Consider the following 22529-nt stretch of genomic DNA (forward strand, 5'->3'; position numbering starts at 1 on the left):
CCGCGAGGACGCTCGGGGTGCGCGTCAGCCGTTGCTCACCTTGCCGCTCTCGCGCGCGCTCTCACGCTGGAGCTGCTCCGCCATGAAGTGGTTGCGGCAGGCGGTGATCAGGCTCTCGATGTCGCCGTCCATCACCGCGTCCAGGTTGTGGATGGTGAGACCGATGCGGTGGTCGGTGAGCCGGTCCTGGGGGAAGTTGTAGGTGCGGATCTTCTCGGAGCGATCGCCCGAGCCGACCATGCCGAGGCGCGAGGCGTCGCGCTCGGCGCGCTGCTTCTCGAGCTCCATCTCGTAGAGCCGCGCCCGCAGGATCTTGAGCGCCTTCGCGTAGTTCTTGATCTGCGACTTCTCGTCCTGGCAGACGACCATGATGCCGGTCGCATGATGCGTCAGCCGCACCGCCGAGTCGGTGGTGTTCACGCTCTGGCCGCCGGGGCCGCCTGCGCGCATCACGTCCTTGCGGTAGTCGTTCTCGGTGAGCTTGACGTCGACCTCGTCCGCCTCGGGCAGCACCGCCACCGTGGCGGTGGAGGTGTGGATGCGGCCCTGCGCCTCGGTGGCCGGAACGCGCTGCACGCGGTGCACGCCCGCCTCGTACTTCATCCACGAGTAGGCGCCGTCCTGCTGGATCTGGACCTGCGCCTCCTTGATGCCACCGCCGCCGGAGTCCGACTGGCTGAGCAGGTCGGTCTTCCAGCCCATGCGCTCGGCGAAGCGCAGGTACATGCGCAGCAGGTCCGCGGCGAAGAGCCCCGCCTCGTCGCCGCCCACGCCCTGGCGGATCTCGAGGATGACGTTCTTGTCGTCGGCGGGATCCTTGGGGAGCAGGAGGATCTTCAGCTGCTGCTCGAGCTCGTCGCGCCTCGCGCGCAGGCCGGGCAGCTCCTCCTTGGCCATGGCGCGGATCTCGGCGTCGTTCTCCTCGAGAAGCGCCTCGTTCCCCTCGATCTGCTCCACCACCGAGCGGAACTCCCGGTAGCAGTTGACGATCGCCTCGAGGCCCGCCCGCTCCTTCGCCAGCTTGCGGAATTTGTCCGCATTGGAGAGGACGTCCGGATCGGAAAGCTCGATGGTGAGGCGCTCGTACCGGCGCTCGAGTTCGTGCAGCTTGCTGTTCATCGTCGCCTTCCAACCCCCGGGGAAAGCAGGGCAATCCGCCCCGGCCGCCGGAATCGGCGCACTTTGGGGCAACGGACCGGGAGAATCAAGGCGCCGCTTGCTAGCACCGCTCGACGAATTTCAGCTTCACCGTGCACTCGCCGCGGCCGGGAAAGAACGCCGTGACCCGGTCGTCCTTCACGTCGAGGACCTCGCCCTCGCCCCAGGTCGGATGGCGCACCCGGCTGCCCTTCCCCAGCGGGGGCGGGCTGTCGCTGGTCTCCTTGCGCTTCACCTGCCGGAAGACGCGCAGCGGTCTGCGGACCACGCGCCCCTCCGCCGCAGCCGCCGCGGCAGCAGCCCGGGCAGCAGCGGCGCGGGCCGCGGCTTCCTCGCTGAGCCGCTTCTGCTCCTCGTCCTTGCGCGCGTCCTCCTCGGCCTTCCGGGTGCGGCGCATGCAGTTGTCGCAGTGGCCGCAGGTCGGCGGGGCGTCCTCGCCGAAATAGGCCCGCAGGATCCGCGTGCGGCAGAGGGTCGAGGTGGCGTAGCGCACCACCGCGTCGAGGCGCGCCCGGTCCTCGTGGCGCCGCTCCTCGTAGCGCTGGGCCATGCCGGCGAGCTCCGCTGCGTCCGGCGGCTCGTCGAGGGCCCGCACCCGCGTCCCCTCCTCCTCGACGGCGAGCCCCATCTCGCTGAGCAGCGAGATCACCACGCGGGCGGTGCGCGCCGGCACGTCGGCGGCGGTCGCCACCACCTCGAGGGGCTCGGCGGTCGCCTTCGCCACCTCCCAGAGCGCGCGGCAGACCTTCTCCAGATCCTCCTGCCGTGGGTAGCGGCCGCCCAGGAAGTAGGCCTGCACCCGCCGATCGCCGGCCTGGTAGAGCAGGGTGCAGCGCGAAGGCCTGCCGTCCCTGCCCGCGCGTCCGGCCTCCTGGAAATAGGCCTCGAGGGAGCCGGGCATCTGCGCGTGGAGGACGAAGCGGATGTCCGGCTTGTCCACGCCGAGGCCGAAGGCGTTCGTGGCGACGATCACCCGCGGCGACGGCCCCTGCATGAAGGAGCGCTGCACCGTCTCCCGCTCCCGGGATCGCATCTGCCCGTGGTAGCGGTCGACGTCGACCTGGCTCTCCTTGAGCAGCTTCGCGATCTCCTCCACCTGGTGGATGGTGGCGCAATAGACGATGCCCGCGCCCCGGGAGCGCTTGACGAACTCGACCAGCCGCTTGCGCCTGCCGTGCTCGGTGGTGGTGGGCACCACCTCGAAATGGAGGTTGGGGCGATCGAAGCCGGCGAGCAGCACCTGCGGATCGCGCATCCCCAGCTGCCGGACGATGTCGCCGATCACCTTGTCGGTGGCGGTGGCGGTGAGGGCGAGGACGGGCGGGTGCCCCAGCTCGTCGATCGCCGCCGAGAGGCCGAGGTAGGCGGGGCGGAAGTCGTGGCCCCACTGCGAGACGCAGTGGGCCTCGTCCACCACGAAGAGCTGCGGCTTCGCCTGCGCGAGGATGCGGCGGAAGTCGGGATCGGCGAGGCGCTCGGGCGTGACGTAGGCGAGCTTGTGCTCCCCCTCGCCGATGGTGCGCAGGGCGCAGCGCAGCTCCCGCTCGGTGAGCGTCGAGTTGACCATCGCCACGTCGACGCCCAGGGCGCGCAGCTTCTCCACCTGGTCCTGCATCAGCGCGATCAGCGGCGAGACCACCACCGTGGTGCCGGCGAGGGCCATCGCCGGAAGCTGGTAGGTGAGGCTCTTGCCGCCGCCGGTCGGCAGGATGGCGAGCACGTCGCGCCGCAGCAGCACCGCCTGCAGCACCTCGGCCTGTCCCGGCCGGAACCGCTTGATGCCGAAGCGCTCCCGCGCGATCTCGCGCAGCTGCTCCAGGGTAGGGTCGACCTCCGAGGGCTCCATCCATGGCAAATTAGCCACGTCTTCCGCAGGCGGGACCGCCTGGCGCCGAAGGGCGCCGTTGTGGCGTTCCGCAGCATTTCTGTAGGGTGCGCGTCATGCGCACGGTGAAGCTCACGGTCGAGTACGACGGCACGGATTTCGTTGGATGGCAGGTGCAGCCGAACGGCCGCTCCGTGCAGCAGGTGATCGAGCAGGCCCTCGAGACCATGCTCAAGGAGCGCACCCCGGTGGTCGGCGCCGGGCGGACCGACGCAGGGGTGCACGCCGCGGCGCAGGTCTGCTCCCTGCGCACCGAGCGCACCGTCCCCTTGAAGGCCTTTGTGATGGGGTTGAACAGCCTCCTTCCCCCGGACGTGGCGGTGCGGGCGGCGGAGGAGATGCCCGAAGGTTTCCACGCCAGGCACTCCGCCGGGGGAAAGCGCTACGTCTACCGGATCAGCAACCGGCCCACCCGCTCGCCGCTCCTGCGCCGCACGCATTGGGAGGTCTATCGGCCCCTCGACGTCGGGGCGATGCGGGAGGCCGCCAGGCACTTCCTCGGCGAGCACGACTTCGCCGCCTTCCGCGCCGCCGACTGCCCGGCGAAGACCACCCGCCGGGTGATGCGCCGCTTCGACGTCGAGGAGCGGGACGGCTCGATCGCGATCACGGTGGAGGCCACCGCCTTCCTCAAGCAGATGGTGCGCAACCTCGTCGGCACGCTGGTGGAGGTGGGGATGGGAAAGCGCGCGCCCGACTCGATCCGGCTGCTGCTCCTCGAGGGCGATCGCACGAAGGCCGGCCCCACCGCACCGCCGCAGGGGCTCACCATGGACGAGGTCTTCTACGGCGGGCGGTAGCGTTCCCGGCAGGCGTCGAAGAATTCTGCGGGCTGGGTGAATTCCCTGCGGGGTGGAGCCGTCAGGGGGGCACCCCGCTGCGGTGGTTGCGGCGGTGGAGTGCCGGGGCTACGACGTCGCCGGCCCAGGAGCCCAACGGGTTGGGCTCCGCCATGGGAGGGTCTCGCCAATGAATCGCACGCTCGCGTTTGTTGCTGCATCCGTCTGTGCAATTGCTGCTTCGCCCGCTCTCGCCCAGGAGATGGCGCCCACCGACGCCGTGGTGAGGCCGGACGCCGGTCGTGAAGGCCTCTACGCCAAGGTCGGACTTGGCGCGAACTACATGAGCTGGTCCATGGACGAGAAGGGGGCCGAAGCCTCTGCCAACGGCCTCGGTGCCAACCTGAACCTCGCTGCCGGCTATCTCGTGATCCCGAACCTCGCGCTCTTCGGCGAGTTCAACTACGAGATGGCGCTCTCGCCCGGCGGCGAGGCGCTGGGCCAGGAGATCGCGGACGAGGCGGAGCTCTCGATGAACTTCCTCTCGGTCGGTCCCGGCGCCGCCTACTTCCTCTCCGACGACATCTTCCTGCAGGGCAGCATCCTCTACGCGCAGGCCAACCTCGACTCGAAGGGCGGCGGCGAGAGTGATCCTGCCACGGGCTTCGGCCTGCGCGTCGGCGCCGGCAAGGAGTTCCGGATGAGCGACGACTTCCTGCTCGGCGCCGGCGCGAACTTCTTCTACGGCATGCTCAGCAACGAGGTCGAGGGCTCGAGCGAGGGCCTCTCGTCCAACGCGATGTCGTTCGGCGTCACGCTCTCGGCCTCGTACAACTAAAGGCCGCGGCGCACCGCGAGAAGGCCCCGGCGACCTTCCGGTCGACCGGGGCTTTTTCGTGCGAACACACGTGGAAACGGCTGCGTGCACTTCACCCCCGCGCAGCGATCGTGCTCCACTGCGCGCATGTCTCGACTTCTGCTCCCGGTGGCACCACAGGCGGAATGCGACGGGCCCGCGTGGACGCGAACCCTCGAGCGGCTCGAGCAGGGGCGGGTCCGCTTCAACGGCGTGGCGGCACGGGCCTGCCTCGCCGGCATGGACGGCTGCGGGCGGCCTGCACGCTGCGGCGACGTCGTCGCCGGTGCGGTGGAGGTCGGCGGCGCCTGCGGCATCCCCGGCGACTGCGTCGAGGGCGCCACCTGCACGATCGGCGAGAGCTGCCCGGGCACCTGTGTCGCCCTCCCTGCGCCTGGGGAGGCGTGTGTCGAAGGCCGCTGCGGCGAGGGCGCGTTCTGCTGGGACGAAACCTGCGTCGCCTTCGTTCCCCGGGGCGGGAGCTGCACGCCCTCCGAACACCGGGCGGGCACCCCAGGCTCGATCCCTGGCGAGCCCGGCACGGCGCCGGCGCACTGCGGGCCGGCCGACCGCTGCGTCGGCGGCAGTTGTGTTGCCAACCAGCGCCAGCGCCTGCCGACGGTGGCGGAGGGCGCTCGCTGCAGCGAGACCCGATGCGACGGCGATGACTGCGCCACCGAGACGATCGCCGCCTGCGCCGATCCGCTCTATTGCCATCCCGACGCCGGCACGTGCACGCGGCCCGGCGGCGAGGGCGACGCCTGCCCGGCGGGCACCAGCTACTTCTTCGCCGAGTTCGCCTGCGAGGAGGGACTCCGCTGCGTCGGCGAGAGCTGCACCGTCCCACAGCAGCTCGGCGAGCCCTGCGAAGGAGGCACCCTCGTCTGCGCCCTCGGCCTCGACTGCTTCGACGGCACTTGCGGCACCTTCCGCAGCGTCGGCGAGGCCTGCGACCCCGCCGTCACCGGCCAATGCCTCGCCAGCGCCTACGATCCGGTCGAGCTCTTCAGCTACCCGATCCAGGCCTTCTGCGACGAGGCCACCTCCACCTGCGTGGAGAGCGCCCTGCGGGGCGCCCCCTGCAGTGGCCTGTCCGATTGCAACGGCTTCTGCGAAGGGGGGATCTGCAGGGCCCTCGCCTGCGCGCCTTGAGCAGGCGCCCTACCTTCCCCGGGTGCGCAAGCTCGGCCTCCTCCTCGCCGCCGCAGCAGGGATCCTCGGCTTCGTCGCCCTCGCCGGGCCGGCGATGCTGATGGCCGTCGTGCCCCTCCTCTCGCTCCTCCCGCCAGGCGTGCTCCTCCAATTCGCCACGGGCTTCGCCACCACCGGCCCGCTCCAGACCGGCGCGGGCCTCGCCGGCCTCCTCCTCGGCAGGATCGTCGTCGCCCACCCGGCGCTGGCGATGGGCGCAGCGGCCCTCGCCACGGTGAGCGGCTTCGCCTGGGAGCTGGCAGAGGTCGGCGCGAGCACGGTGATCGCCACCGGCGTCGACTTCGTCCTCGGCAGGGTGATCGGCCTCGCCGCCGGGATCGTCGCCTCCGCCGGCGCCTGCCGCCTCGGCATCCGCTGGGCCAAAGGGCTGGCGCTGCCCACGGTCGGTCTGGCAAGCAGGAGAAGAGCCGAGGAGCGCTGAACTCCTCGCGGAGGCGGCACATGAATCTCGAGCTGCAGGGGAAGCGGGCGATCGTCACCGGTGGTTCGCGGGGCATCGGCCTCGCCATCGCGAAGGCCCTGGCCGCCGAGGGCTGCAGCGTGGGGCTCGTCGCCCGCACCGAATCGCAGCTCGAGCAGGCCGCCGCGGCGATCCGCAAGCTCGGCTCCCACGTCGCCTGGGCCGCTGCCGACGTCACCGACGCCGCCGCCCACGACCAGGCTCTCGCCCACCTCGTGCACGAGCTCGGCGGCGGCGTGGAGATCGCCGTGGCCAACGCCGGCGCCTCCGCCCCCGGCGCCGCCCTCGAGGCGAGCGACGAGATCTGGCGCGGGCAGTGGGAGCTCAATTTCCTCTCCGCCGCGCGGCTGCTGCGTGGCTGCGCGCCGCACATGGAGCGGGCGGGCTACGGCTCCTGCATCGTCGTCTCGTCGATCTCGGCGTTCGAGGCCTTCGGCCGTCCCGCCTACGTCGCCGCCAAAGCCTCGCTCCACGGCCTCGTCAAGACGGCGGCGATGGAGGGCGCGAAGAAGGGGATCCGCGTCAACGCGGTGGCACCGGGCTCGATCCTCTTCCCGGGCGGGTCGTGGGACCGCCGCCGCACCGCGGAGCCCGAGCACTTCCGACAAGTGGAGGAGTCGATCCCCTTCGGCCGCCTCGGCACCGCCGAGGAGGTGGCCAACGTGGCCGCCTTCGTCGCCTCGCCGAAGGCCTCCTGGGTCTCCGGAGCGGTTCTGGTTGTCGACGGATGCCAGACGGTCGGCTTCTGAAAAAGGCTGCCTTCCCGCGGGCGTGGGGTAGCATTTCCGGATGACTCGCTACCAGGACAGGATCGACGCCGGCAGGCAGCTCGGCCGCCTCCTCGCGCCGCGGATCGACGGCCCCGTGATCGTCTTCGGTGTGCCGCGCGCCGGGGTGCAGGTCGCGGCGCCCGTCGCCGAATACCTCCACGCGCCGCTGATGCCGGTGCTCGTGCGCAAGGTCGGCCTGCCGGAGCAGCCGGACGTCGTGGTCGGCGCCATCGACGCCGACGGCTCGATGGTCTTCGCCCGCACCGGCCGCGACAGCGGCCTCCTCCCAGGCGAGACCGAGAGCATGGGCGAGGACGTGGCGATGCGCCTGCTGCGCTGGCGGCAATATTTCGGCACGCCCGATCCCGCCACCGTCCTCCAGGGACACGTGGCCGTGGTCGTCGACGACGCGGTGATCTCCGGCCTGACCACCGAGTCGGCGGTGGGCTTCCTCCAGCGCCGCGGCGCCAGCCGGATCGTGGTGGCGGTTCCCGCCGGGCTGGATGCGTCGCTGCAGCGCCTCGAGAAGCTCGGCGCCGAGGTGGTCTGTCCCCTGCGCGTGAAGACCGCCGCCGAGATCACCGCTGCCTACGACCATCTCCCCGAGGTGAGTGCGGAGGAGGTCGCCCACCTCCTCGCGAGGGGCGGCCCCTCGCGGCCGCAGGGCGTCGACGCCGAGCCGCTGGCGGAGCGGAGCGTAAGGCTGGTGGACGGCGCCGCCGTCTCCCACAAGGCGATCCTGCGCCTGCCCACCGGCATGGGCCCCAATCCCGCGGTGGTCCTCGCCGGCAGCGGCACCGAGCCCGGCACCAGCACCGGCGAGGTCCTCGCGGTGCGCCTCGCCGAGGCGGGGATCGCCTCGATCCGCCTCCACCTCGCCGGCGGCGCCGCCGCCGCCGCGGTGCTCGAGCTCGCCCTCGACGTGCTCTCCGCCAGGCCCGAGGTCGACGCCTTCCGACTCGGCCTCCTCGTTGCCGAGGAGGCTGCCGGCGCGGGCGTGGAGGTGGGCGAGCACGACCGCCGGGTGGCGGCGCTGGCGCTCCTCGATCCGCCGGGAGGGGTGGAGCCACCCGACCGCTGCCTGGTGGTGCAGGGGGGCGCCTTCGACCCCCGCGCGATCGATCGGATCGCCCGCTGGTTCGGCGACAGGCTCCGGCCGGCTTGAGGCTCAAAAAAAGCGCCGCCGCTCGCCGCGGAAGAGGGGATCCGGCGCGGCGGCGGCGGCGGGGTCGGGCACCCGCGTGGAATGTCCGACCCAAAGGTTTGCGGTTTCCGGCAGCCCCCCGGCTGCGCTGCTGCGTTCCCCCCCACGTGGTGCCGGATCCAGCCTCACCACGCCCGCCGGGAGATTGAGCAAGAGCTGCACCAACGCCCCCGTGCGGCCCGCGGCCCCGCCATACCGGGGACCGCAGCCGGTGCGGTCGCCTACGACGGAGGAAATGGGAACCCGGCTGGACCTGCTGGCCTCCCGGGCGCCTCACCTTCGCAGGCAGCGGCAAAATGAAAAACCCGCCATCCCGGCGGATGGCGGGTCGAGGGCCGAAGGGCGGGAAGGACGCCGTTACGCCTCCGCCATCGGCTGGTGGTGCGTCGCGCCGGCGACCTTCGGGTAGAAGGCCAGCCCCTCGCCCCTGGCGTCGGCGACGATGGTGTCGCCGGGGTGGAACTCGCCGCGGAGCAGCTTCATCGCCAGCTCGTCGAGGAGCAGCCGCTGCATCGCGCGCTTGAGCGGGCGCGCGCCGTAGGCGGGGTCGTAGCCCTCGCGGGCGATGACGTCCTTCGCCGCCTCGGTGACCTCGAGGGAGAGGTTCTTGTCGGCGAGCAGCTTGTCGAAGCGCCGGAGCTGGATGTCGACGATCTTCCGGAGCTGCGCCCGGGTGAGCGGGTGGAAGAGCACGATCTCGTCGATGCGGTTGAGGAACTCGGGCCGGAACTGCGCCCGCAGCGTGTCCATCACCTCCATCCGCACTGCGTCCGGGATCTCCGGCTCGTCGGAGCCGTTGCCCTCGGTGGCGGCGATCAGCCCCTCCTGGATCGCCTGCGACCCCACGTTCGAGGTCATGATGATCACCGCGTTGCGGAAGTCGACGACGCGCCCCTGGCCGTCGGTGAGGCGGCCGTCGTCGAGGATCTGGAGCAGCGCGTTGAAGACGTCGGCGTGGGCCTTCTCGATCTCGTCGAAGAGCACCACCGAGTAGGGCTTGCGCCGCACCGCCTCGGTGAGCTGCCCGCCCTCCTCGTAGCCGACGTAGCCCGGGGGCGCGCCGAAGAGGCGGGCCACGGTGTGCTTCTCCATGTACTCGGACATGTCGAGGCGGACCATCGCCGTCTCGTCGTCGAAGAGGAACTCCGCCAGCGCCTTGGCCAGCTCCGTCTTGCCTACGCCGGTGGGGCCGAGGAAGAGGAAGGAGCCGATGGGCCGGTTGGGATCCTGCAGCCCCGAGCGGGCGCGGCGCACCGCGTTCGAGACCGCCTGGATCGCCTGCTTCTGATCGATGACGCGATCGCCGATCCGCTCCTCCATGTGGACGAGCTTCTGCATCTCGCCCTCGAGGAGCCGGGAGACCGGGATGCCGGTCCACTTGCCCACCACGTGGGCGATGTCCTCGGCGCCGACCTCCTCGGCGAGCATCTTCTTGTCCCGCTGCAGCTCGGCGAGCTTCTGCGACGCGGCGTCCGCCTCCTTCTGCAGGCCGGGGATCACGCCGTAGCGGAGCTCGGCGGCGCGGTTGAGGTCGTTGACGCGCATCGCCTCCTCTTCGTCGGAGCGCGCCTCCTCGAGCTTCTCCTTCACCGCCCGGATCTTGTCGAGCTGCGCCTTCTCGTTCTCCCAATGGCTCTTCAGCCCCGAGAAGTTCTCGTTGAGCTGCGCCAGCTCCTCCTCGATCTTGCCGAGCCGATCGCGGGAGATCGGATCGCTCTCCTTCTTCAGCCCCTCGCGCTCGATCTCGAGCTGGAGGATCTGCCGCCGCACGTCGTCGAGCTCGGTGGGCATCGAGTCCATCTCGATGCGCAGGCGCGAGCCCGCCTCGTCGATGAGATCGATCGCCTTGTCGGGCAGGAAGCGGTCGGTGATGTAGCGGTTCGAGAGCGTCGCGGCCGAGACGATCGCGGCGTCGGTGATGCGCACGCCGTGGTGGGTCTCGTAGCGCTCTTTCAGGCCGCGGAGGATCGAGATGGTGTCCTCGACGGAGGGCTCGTCCACCAGCACCGGCTGGAAGCGCCGCTCGAGCGCCGCGTCCTTCTCGATGTGCTTGCGGTATTCGTCGATGGTGGTGGCGCCGATGCAGCGGAGCTCGCCACGGGCCAGCGCCGGCTTGAGCATGTTGCCGGCGTCCATCGCCCCTTCCGCCTTGCCGGCGCCGACCAGGGTGTGGAGCTCGTCGATGAAGAGGATGACGTCGCCCTCGCTCTTGGCGACCTCCTGCAGCACCGCCTTGAGCCGCTCCTCGAACTCGCCGCGGAACTTCGCGCCGGCGACCAGCGCGCCGAGATCGAGGGAGACGAGCCGCTTGCGCTTCAGCCCCTCGGGCACGTCGCCGTCGACCATGCGCCGGGCGAGCCCCTCGACGATGGCGGTCTTGCCGACGCCGGGGTCGCCGATGAGCACCGGGTTGTTCTTGGTGCGCCGGGAGAGGACCTGGATGGCGCGGCGGATCTCCTCGTCGCGGCCGATCACCGGATCGAGCTTGCCCTTGCGGGCGAGGTCGGTGAGGTCCTTGCCGTATTTCTCGAGGGAGCGGAACTGCGCCTCGGGGTTCTCCGAGGTGACGCGGGCCCCGCCGCGCAGATCCTTGACGGTGGCGAGCACCCGGTCGCGGGTGACGCCGACGCTCCTGAGCACGTCGCCGGCGCCGCGCTTCTCGTCGGCGAAGGAGGCGAGGACGTGCTCGGTGGAGGTGTATTCGTCGCCCAGCTTCTTCGCGATGTCCTCGGCGCGATCGAGCGCCTTGGCGAGGCGCTGGGCGAGATAGGTCTCGCCGCCCTGCACGGACGGGATCTTCTTGAGCTCGTCCTCGAGCCGCGACCGCAGGAGATCGAGGTTGGCCCCGATCTTCTGCAGCACGGGGGGGACGATCCCCTCGGGCTGATCGACGAGCGCGAGCAGGACGTGCTCCACGTCCACCTGCTGGTGGTCGCGGCGCCGTGCGATCGACTGCGCGTCCTGCAGCGCTTCCTGGGCCTTGAGCGTGAACTTGTCGAGCTTCATGGCCCGCAACGTAAAACAGCCCCGGGCCTTGGCAAGGCGCGCATCCCGGCCCGACGTGCAGCGCGATCAGCGTACCGCCGGCTCCGCTGCACCCGGTGCGAGGGGCTGCCGTGCGAGCCACAGCCAGGCGGGGAGGGCGAAGAGGGCGGCGAAGGCGAGGGTGACGAACTGGCAGGCTATCGCCGTCACCAGCGCGTCCTGCATCGGGACGCCCACCCAGACGAAGCCCGCCACCCAGCTCGCCTCCTGGGTCCCGAAGGAGCCGAAGGCCGCCACCGGGATCGCTGCGCCTGCCTGCGCCACGGCGCCGCCCTGGGCGAGATCGAGGACCGGGATCGAGACCCCGAAGGCCTGCAGCAGCGCGTCGAAGAGGAGCATCTGCCCGACGAAGATGGCGAGCGAGGTCGCAGCCACCCAGGCCGTCTGGCCTTTCCCGAGGGATTCGCCGTCCGCCACCGCCCCGCGGAGCTTGGCCAGGATCCTGCCCACGGCAGGGAAGCGATCGAGACGCAGCCGGCGCGAGAGCCACGCGGCCCCGTCGAGGCCCAGGCGGAGCCAGAGGCGGAAGGTCGCGAGCCCCAGGGCGAGGGCGGCGAGGGCAGCGAGGCTCGGCAGGAGCGGGGGCGCGCCTTCGCCGCCCCGGCGCAGCAGCAGGCCGAGGACCACCGCTGCCACCACCACGGCGAGATCGACGAGCCGCACCAGGACCACCGAGACGATCGAGCGCGCTGCGTCCTCGCCTGCGTGGCGGCGGAGGATCCAGGGGAGGCTGAGCTCGCCGAGGCGCAAGGGGGTGACGCGGTTCAAGAAGACCTGGATCGCGGTGGCCGCCGTGGTGAGCGGCCAGCGGGCGTGGCGGTTGAGCACCGCGTAGCGCACGCCGCGGACGAGGAGGACCAGCAGGGACCAGAGCGCGCCGAGGAGGAGCCAGCCCGCATCCGCCTGCCGGAACCGCGCCGCTGCCGCCGCGAGATCGAGCTGCGAGAGGAGCAGCCCGAGGAGCGCGCAGGAAACGAGGGTGGCGAGGATGGCTCTGGTTGTCTTGCTGATCCGCACGCGGTACCGCCGGGGGAGGAAGTGCCCCATTCATCTCACGTCCGGCAGGGAGCCGCCACGCGAGAACCGGCAACCGCGCAGGCCGGGTGGATATGCTGGGGCGAGGGTTGCTCCATGCGTTGTCTCGTCACCGGCGCCGCCGGTTTCATCGGATCCCACCTCGCCGAGCGCCTGGTCGCCGAGGGGCACCACGTGGTGGGGCTCGATTGCTTCACCGACTTCTACGCGCGCCCGACCAAGGAGGCGAACCTCGCCGCCCTCCGCTCGGAGCCGCGTTTCGAGCTCCTCGAGCGGGACCTCGCCACCGCGTCCCTCGACCTGCGCGGCGTCGACGCCGTCTTCCACGAGGCGGCGCAGGGCGGGGTGCGGCCGAGCTGGGGCCGGAGCTTCGCCGCCTATACGCAGAACAACGTGCTCGCCACCCAGCGGCTCCTCGAGGCGGCGAAGGAGGCAGGCGTTCGCCGGGTGATCAACGCCTCCTCCTCCTCGGTCTACGGCGCCACCGACGTGCTCCCCATGCACGAGGAGGCGAGGCCCGTGCCCCGTTCGCCCTACGGGGTGACCAAGCTGGCAGCCGAGCACCTGGCCGAGCTCTACCGGGCGAACTTCGGCCTTTCCACCGTCTCGCTGCGCTACTTCACCGTCTACGGCCCGCGGCAGCGCCCGGACATGGCGTTCCACCGCTTCGTCGAGGCGATGCTGGCTGGTGAGCCGCTCCCGCTCTTCGGCAGCAGCGAGCAGAGCCGCGACTTCACCTACGTGGCGGACGTGGTGGAGGCGAACGTGCGGGCCCTCGCCTCCGAGGCTGTCGGTGTCTTCAACATCGGCGGGGGCTCGCGGGTCTCCCTCGGCGAGGCCGCGGCGCTCCTCGCCGGCCTCGTCGGGGTGCCGCTGCAGCTGGACCGGCAGGGGGCGCAGGCAGGCGACGTGGCCCACACCTGGGCGGATTGCGGCAGGGCCTCTTCGCTGTTGGGCTATCGGCCGCGAACGGGGCTTCGGGACGGGCTGGCGGCGCAGGTGCGCTGGCAGCGGCAGAGGTGGGGCGGGACCGCTGCGAGTGTTTGACAGGGCAAGAAGCGCACCGCTACTGTCCGCGGCCGGGAGACTGATGAAACCCTCGTACTCTTTCGTGATTCCCTTCCTCAACGAGGAAGCGACCCTCGTCGATCTCTTCGAGCGCATCGCCGCCGCCGTGCGGCCGCTGCTACCCGCCGGTGGCAGCTTCGAGGTGCTCTTCATCGACGACGGGAGTACCGACGGATCGGCGCTGGTGGCGGAGCGCCTCGCGAAGTCCCAACCCGAGGTGAGCTTCATCCAGCTCCGCGGCAACTTCGGCAAGAGCGCCGCCCTCGCAGCCGGCTTCGAGCGCGCGCAGGGCGAGATCGTCTTCACCCTCGACGCCGATCTCCAGGACGACCCCAAGGAGATCCCCCGCTTCCTCGAGAAGCTGGCGGAGGGCTACGACGTCGTCTCCGGCTTCAAGGAGAAGCGCCACGATCCATGGCACAAGGTGCTGCCCTCGCGGATCTTCAACGCCATGGTCCGCAAGCTCACCGGCGTGCCGCTGCGCGACGTGAACTGCGGCTTCAAGGCCTACCGCGTCGACGTGGTGAAGAGCCTGCGCCTCTACGGCGAGATGCACCGCTTCGTGCCGGTGCTGGCGCAGTGGCGCCGCTTCCGCGTCGCGGAGATCGTCGTCGAGCACCACCCGCGCCGCTTCGGCGTGAGCAAATTCGGCGCCGGCCGCTTCTACCGCGGCCTGATGGATCTCATCACCGTCTTCTTCCTGCTCAAATACGACCGCAAGCCGATGCACTTCTTCGGCCTGCCCGGCGCCCTCGCCGTGCTCGCGGGCTTCGCCGTCTGTGCGTGGCTCTCGATCCTGTGGCTGCAGGGCGATTCGATCGGCACCCGGCCGCTGCTCTCCCTCGGCGTGCTCCTCATCGTGGTCGGCGTGCAGATCCTCGCGACCGGGCTCATCGCCGAGCTGGTGGTCCACCTCGGCAGCCGCCAGCAGGATCCCTTCGAGATCCGGCGGGTGGTGGCAGGCGCCGATGCGGATGCGCTGCCGGCGGTGCGGGAGGGCGCAGCTTGAATCCCGGCGCGGCCCCCAGCACCAACCTCCAGAAATACGAGAGCGGCAGCAGGATCCTGCAGCTGCTGATCCGCCGCTTCCACGGCAGGATCGGCGATCTGCTCCAGGGACTCTCCTTCGAGACCGTGCTCGACGTGGGCTGCGGCGAGGGCTTTCTCTCCCGCGTGCTCCTCGACCGCTTCCCCGGGATCCAGCTCACCGGCATCGATCTCTCCGCCACCGCGGTGGAGCACGCGCGCCTGCGCTGCCCCGAGGGCCGCTTCGAGGCGGCGCCGATCGAGTCGCTGGCCACGATGGCGAAACAATTCGACCTGGTCGTCTGCAGCGAGGTCCTCGAGCACCTCGAGGCGCCGGAAGAGGCGGTGCGCCTCCTCGCAGCGCGCAGCAGCGGCCACGCCCTGATCACCGTTCCCTGGGAGCCGTGGTTCCAGGCGGCCAACTTCGCGCGGGGCAAATACCTGCGCAGCTGGGGCAACCACCCCGAGCACATCCAGCATTGGAGCCGCGCCGGTCTGGTGCGTCTCCTCGAGCCGGCCTTCGTGCCGCTCCACACGGAGAGCCGCTTTCCGTGGAGCCTGTGCCTGGCCCGCCCGCGCAACGAGAGGTAAGCAGCGATGGAGACGTCGATCCCGCCCGAGGTCACGGCGGAAACGGCAGTCGCACCCGAGCCCGAGGCTTCGCCCTCGGAGGAGCGGAGCGTTGCACCTGCGTTGCCCGCCTGGTGGCGGCGCATCGGCGCTGCAGGCGTGCTCGCCTTTGCCTTCGTCTTCTTCGGCCACACGGTCTCCGGCCACAGGCCGATCGGCGACTGGCTCTTCTGGACCTACCTGCAGGCCTGGTCGCTCTCGCTCTTCTGGAGCCTCGCGTGCCTGAGCACCGGCTTCCTGCTGGTGCAGCGCCTCCTCGGCAACAGGCTTCCCTACCTCGAGCGGATCGCCTTCGCCTTTCCGACCGGCGTCTTCGCCTTCTTCGTGGCGATGTTCGTCCTTGGCCTCCTCGGCTGGTACGGACCGGCGCTCTTCGCGATCCTCCCCATCGCCATGCTCGCCGCCGGCGCCTTGCCCCTGTGGCGGACCACGCGGCGCTGGTGGGGCCACGTCTCCTTCCTGCGGGCCCGGCAGCCACCCACCTCGCCCTGGGTCTACGCGGGCTGGGCGCTCGCGCTCCTCGTCCTCGCGATGCTCTATTTCGTGGTGCTCACCCCCTCGAACATCGCGTTCGATTCGCGGTGGAAGCACCTCGCCATCGCCGAGCACTACGCGGCGCAGGGCTTCGTCGGCCCCTTCCTCGAGGGCTGGTACCCGGGCACCGCGCCCCACCTGCCGAGCTTCCTCTTCGCCTGGATCTTCCTCGTCGACCTCGGGCTCTTCGGGCAGCTCACCGCGGTCTCGCACCTCGAGTTCGTCACCTTCCTCTGGGCGCTGGTGGGGATCCCGGCGCTGGTGCGGCGCCTGGTGCCCGGCGCCGATCCGCGGCTGGTCTGGGTGGCGCGCTTCCTCTTCCCTGGCGTGCTCCTCTACGACTCCAACCTGAGCACCGGCACCGATCACATCGCCGCGATCTTCGCGATCCCGATCTTCCTGATGACGCTGCGGGCGTGGCGCCGCCTCGACGTGCGCTCGATCCTCGTCCTCGCGGTGATGCTCTCCGGCGCGATCCTCACCAAATACTCGTCGGCCTTCGCGCTCTTCGCCTTCCCGATCGTGGCGGTGGCGATCCGCACCGTCGTCCTCGGCGTGAAGTCGGCGCGGGGTACCCTGCCCGCCGGCACGGGACGCTGGAACTTCCTCGTCGGGCCGCTGGTCTGCCTGGTGGCTGGCCTCGTCCTCACCGCGCCCCATTGGCTGAAAAACTGGGTCTTCTACGGCAGCCCGCTCTACCCGTCGCTCAGCGACCGCTTCACGATGCATCCGTGGTCGCCCGACGCGGCGCAGATCTTCCGCTACGGCTACCTCGGCCAGATCTGGCGCCCCGAGACCAACTGGGACGGTCTTCTCGACTCGCTGAAGGTGCTGCTCACCTTCTCGATCGATCCCCACGACTGGGGCGAGTTCCACGGCAAGGTGCCGGTCTTCGGCTCGCTCTTCACCGTGGCGCTGCTCTGCATGCCCTTCGTGCGCAGCTCGAAGCGGCTGTGGGTCCTCTTCGGCTGCGTGCACCTCGGGATCTTCACCTGGTTCTGGGTCCACCACCAGGACCGCCACCTGCAGACGCTGATGCCGCTGATGGCGGCTGCCACCGCGGCGGTCTTCGTGGTGCTCTGGCGGATGGGGCGCCTCGTGCGCCTGGGCCTCGTGGCGATGATCGCCGCGCAGATCGTCTGGGGACTCGACGTCTACTTCTGGCCCACCCACAACATGGCGCGCACGCCGGTGAAGAACGCCGTCGATCTCGTCGCCTCGGGCTGGTCGAAGGAGCCCAAGCAGCGGCTCAAGACCTTCCAGCTCCAGGCCGAGGTGCGCCGCTCGCTGCCGAAGGACGCCAAGCTCCTCCTCCACGACATCCACGTCCACACCGGCATCGGCGTGCCGTCGGTCTCCGATCACCAGGGCTGGCAGGCGGGGATCAGCTACGGCCATCTCCATTCGCCCGGCGCGATCTGGGACAAGCTCAAGGAGATGGGGATCACCCACGTCCTCTATCCCTCGAGCCGCTCCCGGGCCTGGGACAGCCTCGCCGGCGACGTGGCGATCTTCGACTTCTTCGATCGGCACCTCGAGGACCGGCAGAAGATGCACGGCCACACCCTGGCCAGGCTGCCGGCGGAGCGGCCGGAGGGCGACGGACCGCAGCTCGTCTTCGTGCAGAGCTGCGGCAAGCGGTGGAAGTCGGGGCAGTACCGCTTCGAGGATCTGCGGGTGCCGGCCTTCGGCCCGCGGCTGGCCTCGTGGCCGAAGCCGCTCGTCGCGGCGGATGAAGCAGCGGAGCGCCGCGCGCTCATCGCCAGCTCCGACTTCCTGCTGGTGCAGAAGGGCTGCGACGAGCCCACGCCGCAGGATCGGCCGGGCTTCCGGCAGGTGGCGACCCGCAAGCGCTACGAGCGGATCCCGCAGGCCTACGAGGCCCAGGGTGAGACGTGGAGCATCTGGCGGCGTACCCGTCCCGCTCCCGCTGCGGCAAAGCTCGGCGGGGCACGGGGTGGGAGCCTGGCGCCGGCACGGCGTGCTTTCGGCCCGGGGGCGATCGAGTTGCCGGTGCCGGGCAGGCCCGCGCCGGCGCTGCGGCTGGAGAAGCCGGCGCCAGGCGCGGCGAAGTAGCGCCGGGGGGCGGCTGCGCCTACGAGCGCGCCGCCTCGATGAAGCGCAGCCGCAGGTCGTAGATCAGCGCGCCGAGGAAGCGCTCTTCCTCCGCGGTGAGGTTCCCCTTCGTCTTCTGCTGGAGCAGCGCGAGCAGATCGATCGTCTCCTTCGCCAGCGCGAGCTCCTTGCGGACCTCTCCCGTCTCGGGATGCGGCGCATCGCCGAGGTGCATCAGCGCCGAGGAGCCGAGCGAGAAGACGAAGGTGGTGAAGTCGATGGGCCTGCCGGGCTGCGGGGCGCCCACCGGCTCGGCCTCGGGGTCGGGACCGCTCGGCCCGCCGCGGATTGCGTCGGCGGCGGTGCTGGCGGCGCCGGGGGGCGGCGTGCCTTCCGGCGCCGGCTCCTCGTGGAAGCGACGGCGATCGCTGACGACGAAGCCCTTGTCCTCTTCGCGCTCGGCCATGGCCTGCCCCTCCTGGTGCTGCTCGTCGTTCAGCGACCCTGGATCACGCCGGTCTCGAGCTCGGTCTTGATCGTCTCGGACTGATCGGCGACGTCGGGGAGAGACTCGAGGTGCTTGTCCCACGCTTCCTGGGTGAGCTCGCCCTTGCGGATGTGGCGCTCGGCGAGGCGGCGGTCGAGCTTGTTCAGGTCGATCTTGGTGGCCATCGGTGGCTCCTTTGCTGCGGGGCACGCGCCTGCGGGTTCTAAGGGCAGGGGCGCCGAAAGAAGGCACCATTAGGGCAGCACGTCACCCCTGTCAATGCCCAAGCTTTTGGAATCCTTGCGGGAACGGGGGTCTCCCGGTAGCTTCCCGCCCGTGCGTCTCCACGGTCTCTACGCCCTCGCCGATCCCGCCCTGCGTCCCGACCTGCCGCTGCCCGATCTCTGCGCCCGCCTCGCCAGCGGCGGCGCGGCGGTGGTGCAGATCCGGTGGAAGGGGGCGCCGGCCCGCGACCTCCTCGCCGCAGCCCGTGCGGCGCTTCCCCTCGTCCACGCCGCAGGCGCGGCGCTGGTCGTGAACGACCGCCCCGACGTGGCGCTCCTCGCCGGCGCGGACGGCGTGCACGTCGGCGCCGAGGACCTGCCCGTGGCGGAGGTGCGCAAGCTGGTCGGCGATCGCCTCGCGATCGGCGCCACGGTGCGGGATCTCGAAGGGGCCCGGGCCGCCGCGGCAGCAGGCGCGGACCACGTGGGATTCGGGCCGATCTACGCCACCGGCACCAAGGTGGTGGATGCGGCGCCCCGCGGGCTCGAGGTGCTGCGGGTGGTGGCAGCCGAGTCGCCGGTGCCGGTGGTGGCGATCGCGGGGATCGAGCTGGCGAACATCGCCGCCGTCGGCGCCTGCGGGCCCGCCGCAGCCGCCGTCTGCTCCGCAGCGATCCGCGCGCCCGACGTCGAGGCAGCGACGCGGGCGCTGGCAGAAGCCTTCGCCGCCGGCGCCCGCCTGGCGGGCAGGCCCTAGCTGCTGGCGCGGGGCGATTGCCGGCGGCAAGATGCGCCCCCATGCGCCCGGTGATCCTCGTCACGCCCGACTACGAAGAAGAGCGGTATTTCCTCAAGCGCGCCTACGCCGACGCGGTGGCTGCTGCAGGGGGGCTGCCAGTGGTGGTGCCCTACGCTGCGGACGTCGAGGCGCTGCTCGGGATCGCCGGTGGCGTGGTGGTCACCGGCGGCGCCTTCGACATCGCGCCCGAGAGCTACGGCGAGGCGCGCCGCGACGGCTGCGGCCCGCAGAAGGACGAGCGCACCCGCTTCGAGTGGGCGCTGCTCGAGGGGGCCCTCTCCCGCGGCCTGCCGCTCCTCGGGATCTGCGGCGGCATGCAGCTCCTCAACGTGGTGCGCGGTGGCTCCCTCTTCCAGGACATCGGCGCCGAGATCGCGGGCGCAGGCCCCCACGAGCAGAAGACGCCGCGCCACGAGCTCGCCCATCCGATCCGCACCGCCGCAGGCTCGCGTCTGGCGCGCCTCGTCGCCGCCGGCGGTCCCGCAGCGGTGAACACCACCCACCACCAGGCGGTGAAAGCCGTGGGGCAGGGGCTCGCCGCCACCGTGTGGGCGGAGGATGGCGTGATCGAGGCGATCGAGGATCCGGCGGCGCGTTATCTCGTCGGCGTGCAGTGGCACCCCGAGCTCCTCGGCGAGACCGCGCCCTGGAACCGCGCGCTCTTCGCCGAGCTGGTGGACGCGGCGCGATGACGCCCGCGGTGCTGGTCGTGGCGGGGCTCGATCCTTCCGGCGGCGCGGGGCTCCTCGCCGACGTGGAGGCGATCCGCGCAGCAGGCGCGCGGCCCCTGGCCTGCGCCAGCGCGATCACGGTGCAGACCATGAGCGCCGTGCGCAGCAGCCACCCGCTCCCGGTGGAGCAGGTGGTGGCGCAGGTGGAGGCCCTCGCCGAGGAGGAGGGGCCGATCGGCGCGGTGAAGCTCGGGATGCTCGGCAGCGCCGCGGTGGCCCGGGCCCTCGCGGCGCTCCGCGACCATCCAGGCCTGCGCGATGCCGCCTGGGTGATCGATCCGGTGATCCGCTCCTCCTCCGGCGCAGCCCTCGTCGACGGGGGCGCCGCTGCCTATGGGCCGCTCCTTGCCGCGGCGACGGTGCTCACGCCCAACCTCGCCGAGGTGGCGGCGCTCGCAGGGGTGGTGGAGCCGGAGGGCGTGGAGGCGATGGAGGCAGCCGGCAGGCGGCTCCTCGCCAGCGGTGCCGCCTCGGTGTTGGTGAAGGGTGGCCACCTCGAGGGGGCGCCGGTGGATCTTCTCGTCGAGCCCGGCGGGTCCCGCGCCTTCATCGGCGTGCGCCGCCCCGGCACGAAGCGCGGCACCGGCTGCAGGCTCGCCTCCCATCTGGCGGGGCGGCTCGCAGCAGGGGTGGGGCGAGAGGAGGCTGCCGCGGAGGCGAAGGGGTACGTCTTCGCCTACCTCGGCGCCACAGACGAGAGATTGCTACCGGGTGCCCATCCCCCTAGAATGGCCCCGAGATGAAAATTCTGGAGGTAGCGATGCGGTCGGCGGCTCTTGGCCTGCTCGGGCTCGCGATGGGTGGCGCCGGACTGGCCTGCCAGTCGTACAACATGGAAGGGGTCGACCCGCAGACGGTGGTCGCGGTGGAGACCTCGGGAACCTTTACCGCCGGCAAGGCGCCGGCGCTGCTCATCGTGCAGGACCGCTCCGGCTCGATGGAGATCTGCTTCGGCGGCAGCGGTGGCGGCGGCAACGGCCTGCGCTGCGACGGCGACGGTGACGGCCGGGTCGACACCGACGGCAGCTCCCGCATGCACGTCTCGCAGCGGGTGATGACCAACGCGGTGGGCACCCACGGCGGCGACGTCTACTTCGGCCTGATGCTCTACGGCGTGGAGGGCGATCCGGCCTGCGGCGATCCGCAGGTGGTCTCCGCGCCCGGTGGCAACACCACCGACACGGTGGTGAACGCCTACGAGGGCAACGGCGCGATCACCGATCCCGCCGGCGGCACGCCGACGACCAAGGCGCTCGAGGCCGCGCTGGAGCTGCTGGTGGATCCGACCACCGGCCAGCCGAAGATGGCCGAGCGCGACAACTACGTGGTGCTCGTCACCGACGGCCTGATGAACTGCAACATCGAGCACGCGATGCCCTGCATCTGCGCGCAGGAGTCGGGTTGCCCCGAGGCGGACGGCGGCGGCGTCGCCGGCATCGGCGAGGAGGGCAGCTTCATCGACGGCCGCTTCTGCCTCGACGACGACGAGTCGATCGACGCGGTGCTCGCCCTGCGGCAGGCCGGGGTGAAGACCTTCGTGATCGGCCTCGGCGAGTCCTTCACCGGGAGCCCCAGCGACCTCGGCGTGATCAGCTTGAACGCGCTGGCGGAGGCAGGCGGCGCTGCCCGCGAAGGTGGGAGCGAGAAGTTCTACTCCGCCGCCAACGAGCAGGATCTCGCCGCAGCGATCACCGACATCATCAACAAGATCGACGTCCCCTGCGAGTACGAGCTCGACGGGCCGGTCTGCGACGGGCGCCTCGTCAACATCACCCTCGAGATCGACGGCGAGCAGGTCCCCGCCGTCTGCGGCGAGGGCGAGAACACCTGGCAGTTCAAGGAGCGCGAGAACGGCTCCCTCGATCCCCAGCGGATCACCTTCTCGCAGGATCTCTGCCAGCGCTTCGGCAGCGCCGACCAGGTCAACATCTCGATCAAGGGGATCGAGAGCGGCTGCGAGTACGGAGACGACGGCAGGGTGATCGGCCCCGCCTGCGATCTTCGCACCCTCGACTGAGGCCGCCGGCCGGAGCGCACGCCGAACGAAGAGCCGCCCCCAGGGGCGGCTCTTTTCGTTCGGCGGGCGTCCATAGACGATGGCGCGACGGCCCGGAGCCGCCGCGCCACCCGGGACGAAGCTGCCGGCGGCGACGCTGCCGCCGCCAGGCGGGGCTCCGTTATTCGTTCAGCTCGCGCTCGACGGGCTGCTCGATGTTCTCGTTCCAGCTCTCCTCGGTCTGCTGGAGGGTCTCGTCGCCCTCTTCGCGGAGGGTGCTGTCCTCCTCCTCCTCGCCGAAGCCGGTGCGCTCTTCGCTACCGGGCTCCACCGGCTCGAGGCCGAGGTTCTCCTCCTGCTCCATGCCCATGCTCGGCTCTTCGCGCTCGGCCTCGTTCTCCTGGCAGGCCGCCAGCGAGAGGCCGGCCACAGCGACAACCATCGAAGTAAGAATCCGGAACTTCATCGTGCTCCCTCCTTCGGTGACCAGCGCCACCTGGAGAAAGCTTGAACACGGCTTCCGGTCGGGGGGAGGGGGGCGGGAGAAACGCCCGGATTCCGATGGGTTGTAGGAC

Annotated in this window: 21 protein-coding genes; 14 read left to right on the forward strand and 7 right to left on the reverse strand. The window is 71.1% G+C overall.

The features are described from left to right. Window positions 1-24: 24 nt before the first annotated feature. On the reverse strand, window positions 25-1119 hold the full coding sequence (gene prfA, locus ACESMR_RS00205) for a peptide chain release factor 1 (RefSeq protein ID WP_373044035.1): 1095 nt from the start codon (window positions 1117-1119) through the stop codon (window positions 25-27). Between the two features lie 100 nt (window positions 1120-1219). After that, the gene (locus ACESMR_RS00210) at window positions 1220-3004 is read right to left on the reverse strand and encodes a RecQ family ATP-dependent DNA helicase (protein WP_373044037.1); all 1785 of its coding nucleotides are present in this window, start codon (window positions 3002-3004) and stop codon (window positions 1220-1222) included. Between the two features lie 95 nt (window positions 3005-3099). Between ACESMR_RS00210 and truA the strand changes: the two genes are divergently transcribed. From truA to ACESMR_RS00240, 6 genes are all read left to right on the forward strand, one after another. Beyond that, complete coding sequence (gene truA, locus ACESMR_RS00215) at window positions 3100-3843, forward strand: tRNA pseudouridine(38-40) synthase TruA (protein WP_373044038.1); 744 nt, start codon at window positions 3100-3102, stop codon at window positions 3841-3843. Window positions 3844-4012: 169 nt separating this feature from the next. After that, window positions 4013-4660, forward strand: a complete 648-nt coding sequence (locus ACESMR_RS00220) for an outer membrane beta-barrel protein (RefSeq protein ID WP_373044040.1) — start codon at window positions 4013-4015, stop codon at window positions 4658-4660. 126 nt (window positions 4661-4786) lie between these two features. After that, window positions 4787-5830: a hypothetical protein gene (locus tag ACESMR_RS00225; RefSeq protein WP_373044041.1), complete on the forward strand. Its 1044-nt coding sequence runs from the start codon at window positions 4787-4789 to the stop codon at window positions 5828-5830. A gap of 22 nt (window positions 5831-5852) precedes the next feature. Beyond that, window positions 5853-6311 carry a hypothetical protein gene (locus ACESMR_RS00230; RefSeq protein WP_373044043.1) on the forward strand — a complete coding sequence of 153 codons (459 nt, stop codon included), beginning with the start codon at window positions 5853-5855 and terminating at the stop codon, window positions 6309-6311. 20 nt (window positions 6312-6331) lie between these two features. Then, a complete protein-coding gene (locus ACESMR_RS00235; protein ID WP_373044044.1) occupies window positions 6332-7099 on the forward strand; it encodes an SDR family NAD(P)-dependent oxidoreductase in 768 nt (255 codons plus the stop codon). A gap of 40 nt (window positions 7100-7139) precedes the next feature. Next, window positions 7140-8285 carry a phosphoribosyltransferase family protein gene (locus ACESMR_RS00240; RefSeq protein WP_373044046.1) on the forward strand — a complete coding sequence of 382 codons (1146 nt, stop codon included), beginning with the start codon at window positions 7140-7142 and terminating at the stop codon, window positions 8283-8285. A gap of 396 nt (window positions 8286-8681) precedes the next feature. Here ACESMR_RS00240 and clpB read toward each other — a convergent pair whose 3' ends face one another. Together clpB and ACESMR_RS00250 are read right to left on the reverse strand one after the other, a co-directional pair. Further along, entirely contained in the window at window positions 8682-11330 is a 2649-nt protein-coding gene (gene clpB / locus ACESMR_RS00245) for an ATP-dependent chaperone ClpB (protein ID WP_373044047.1), read from the reverse strand. Between the two features lie 66 nt (window positions 11331-11396). After that, window positions 11397-12416, reverse strand: coding sequence for a lysylphosphatidylglycerol synthase domain-containing protein (locus ACESMR_RS00250; protein WP_373044048.1), 1020 nt, complete (start codon window positions 12414-12416; stop codon window positions 11397-11399). An 84-nt stretch (window positions 12417-12500) separates the two neighbouring features. Between ACESMR_RS00250 and ACESMR_RS00255 the strand changes: the two genes are divergently transcribed. The 4 genes from ACESMR_RS00255 to ACESMR_RS00270 are packed head-to-tail and all read left to right on the forward strand — an operon-like array spanning window position 12501 to window position 17738. After that, complete coding sequence (locus tag ACESMR_RS00255; protein WP_373044049.1) at window positions 12501-13451, forward strand: NAD-dependent epimerase/dehydratase family protein; 951 nt, start codon at window positions 12501-12503, stop codon at window positions 13449-13451. Between the two features lie 43 nt (window positions 13452-13494). After that, the gene (locus ACESMR_RS00260) at window positions 13495-14481 is read left to right on the forward strand and encodes a glycosyltransferase family 2 protein (RefSeq protein WP_373044051.1); all 987 of its coding nucleotides are present in this window, start codon (window positions 13495-13497) and stop codon (window positions 14479-14481) included. After that, window positions 14478-15089, forward strand: coding sequence for a class I SAM-dependent methyltransferase (locus ACESMR_RS00265; RefSeq protein WP_373044052.1), 612 nt, complete (start codon window positions 14478-14480; stop codon window positions 15087-15089). The genes ACESMR_RS00260 and ACESMR_RS00265 overlap by 4 nt, the downstream gene beginning before the upstream one ends. 6 nt (window positions 15090-15095) lie before the next feature. After that, a complete protein-coding gene (locus ACESMR_RS00270) occupies window positions 15096-17738 on the forward strand; it encodes a hypothetical protein (RefSeq protein ID WP_373044054.1) in 2643 nt (880 codons plus the stop codon). A gap of 19 nt (window positions 17739-17757) precedes the next feature. On the opposite strand, the gene ACESMR_RS00275 is transcribed toward ACESMR_RS00270, so the two are convergent. Both ACESMR_RS00275 and ACESMR_RS00280 read right to left on the reverse strand, forming a co-directional pair. Further along, window positions 17758-18183 carry a DUF1844 domain-containing protein gene (locus tag ACESMR_RS00275; RefSeq protein WP_373044055.1) on the reverse strand — a complete coding sequence of 142 codons (426 nt, stop codon included), beginning with the start codon at window positions 18181-18183 and terminating at the stop codon, window positions 17758-17760. A gap of 29 nt (window positions 18184-18212) precedes the next feature. Then, window positions 18213-18389 carry a hypothetical protein gene (locus ACESMR_RS00280; RefSeq protein ID WP_373044057.1) on the reverse strand — a complete coding sequence of 59 codons (177 nt, stop codon included), beginning with the start codon at window positions 18387-18389 and terminating at the stop codon, window positions 18213-18215. 151 nt (window positions 18390-18540) lie between these two features. Here ACESMR_RS00280 and thiE point away from each other — a divergent pair, with 151 nt between their 5' ends. The 4 genes from thiE to ACESMR_RS00300 are packed head-to-tail and all read left to right on the forward strand — an operon-like array spanning window position 18541 to window position 21975. Further along, window positions 18541-19185, forward strand: a complete 645-nt coding sequence (gene thiE / locus ACESMR_RS00285; RefSeq protein WP_373044058.1) for a thiamine phosphate synthase — start codon at window positions 18541-18543, stop codon at window positions 19183-19185. A 41-nt stretch (window positions 19186-19226) separates the two neighbouring features. Further along, a complete protein-coding gene (locus ACESMR_RS00290; protein WP_373044059.1) occupies window positions 19227-19919 on the forward strand; it encodes a gamma-glutamyl-gamma-aminobutyrate hydrolase family protein in 693 nt (230 codons plus the stop codon). Continuing rightward, the gene (locus ACESMR_RS00295) at window positions 19916-20701 is read left to right on the forward strand and encodes a hydroxymethylpyrimidine/phosphomethylpyrimidine kinase (protein ID WP_373044061.1); all 786 of its coding nucleotides are present in this window, start codon (window positions 19916-19918) and stop codon (window positions 20699-20701) included. Before ACESMR_RS00290 ends, ACESMR_RS00295 begins: the two co-directional genes overlap by 4 nt. After that, entirely contained in the window at window positions 20698-21975 is a 1278-nt protein-coding gene (locus ACESMR_RS00300; RefSeq protein WP_373044062.1) for a vWA domain-containing protein, read from the forward strand. Before ACESMR_RS00295 ends, ACESMR_RS00300 begins: the two co-directional genes overlap by 4 nt. A 160-nt stretch (window positions 21976-22135) precedes the next feature. Here ACESMR_RS00300 and ACESMR_RS00305 read toward each other — a convergent pair whose 3' ends face one another. Beyond that, the gene (locus tag ACESMR_RS00305; RefSeq protein WP_373044064.1) at window positions 22136-22420 is read right to left on the reverse strand and encodes a hypothetical protein; all 285 of its coding nucleotides are present in this window, start codon (window positions 22418-22420) and stop codon (window positions 22136-22138) included. Between the last annotated feature and the right edge of the window lie 109 nt (window positions 22421-22529).

Source organism: Vulgatibacter sp. (assembly GCF_041687135.1).
Classification (GTDB): Bacteria; Myxococcota; Myxococcia; order Myxococcales; family Vulgatibacteraceae; genus JAWLCN01.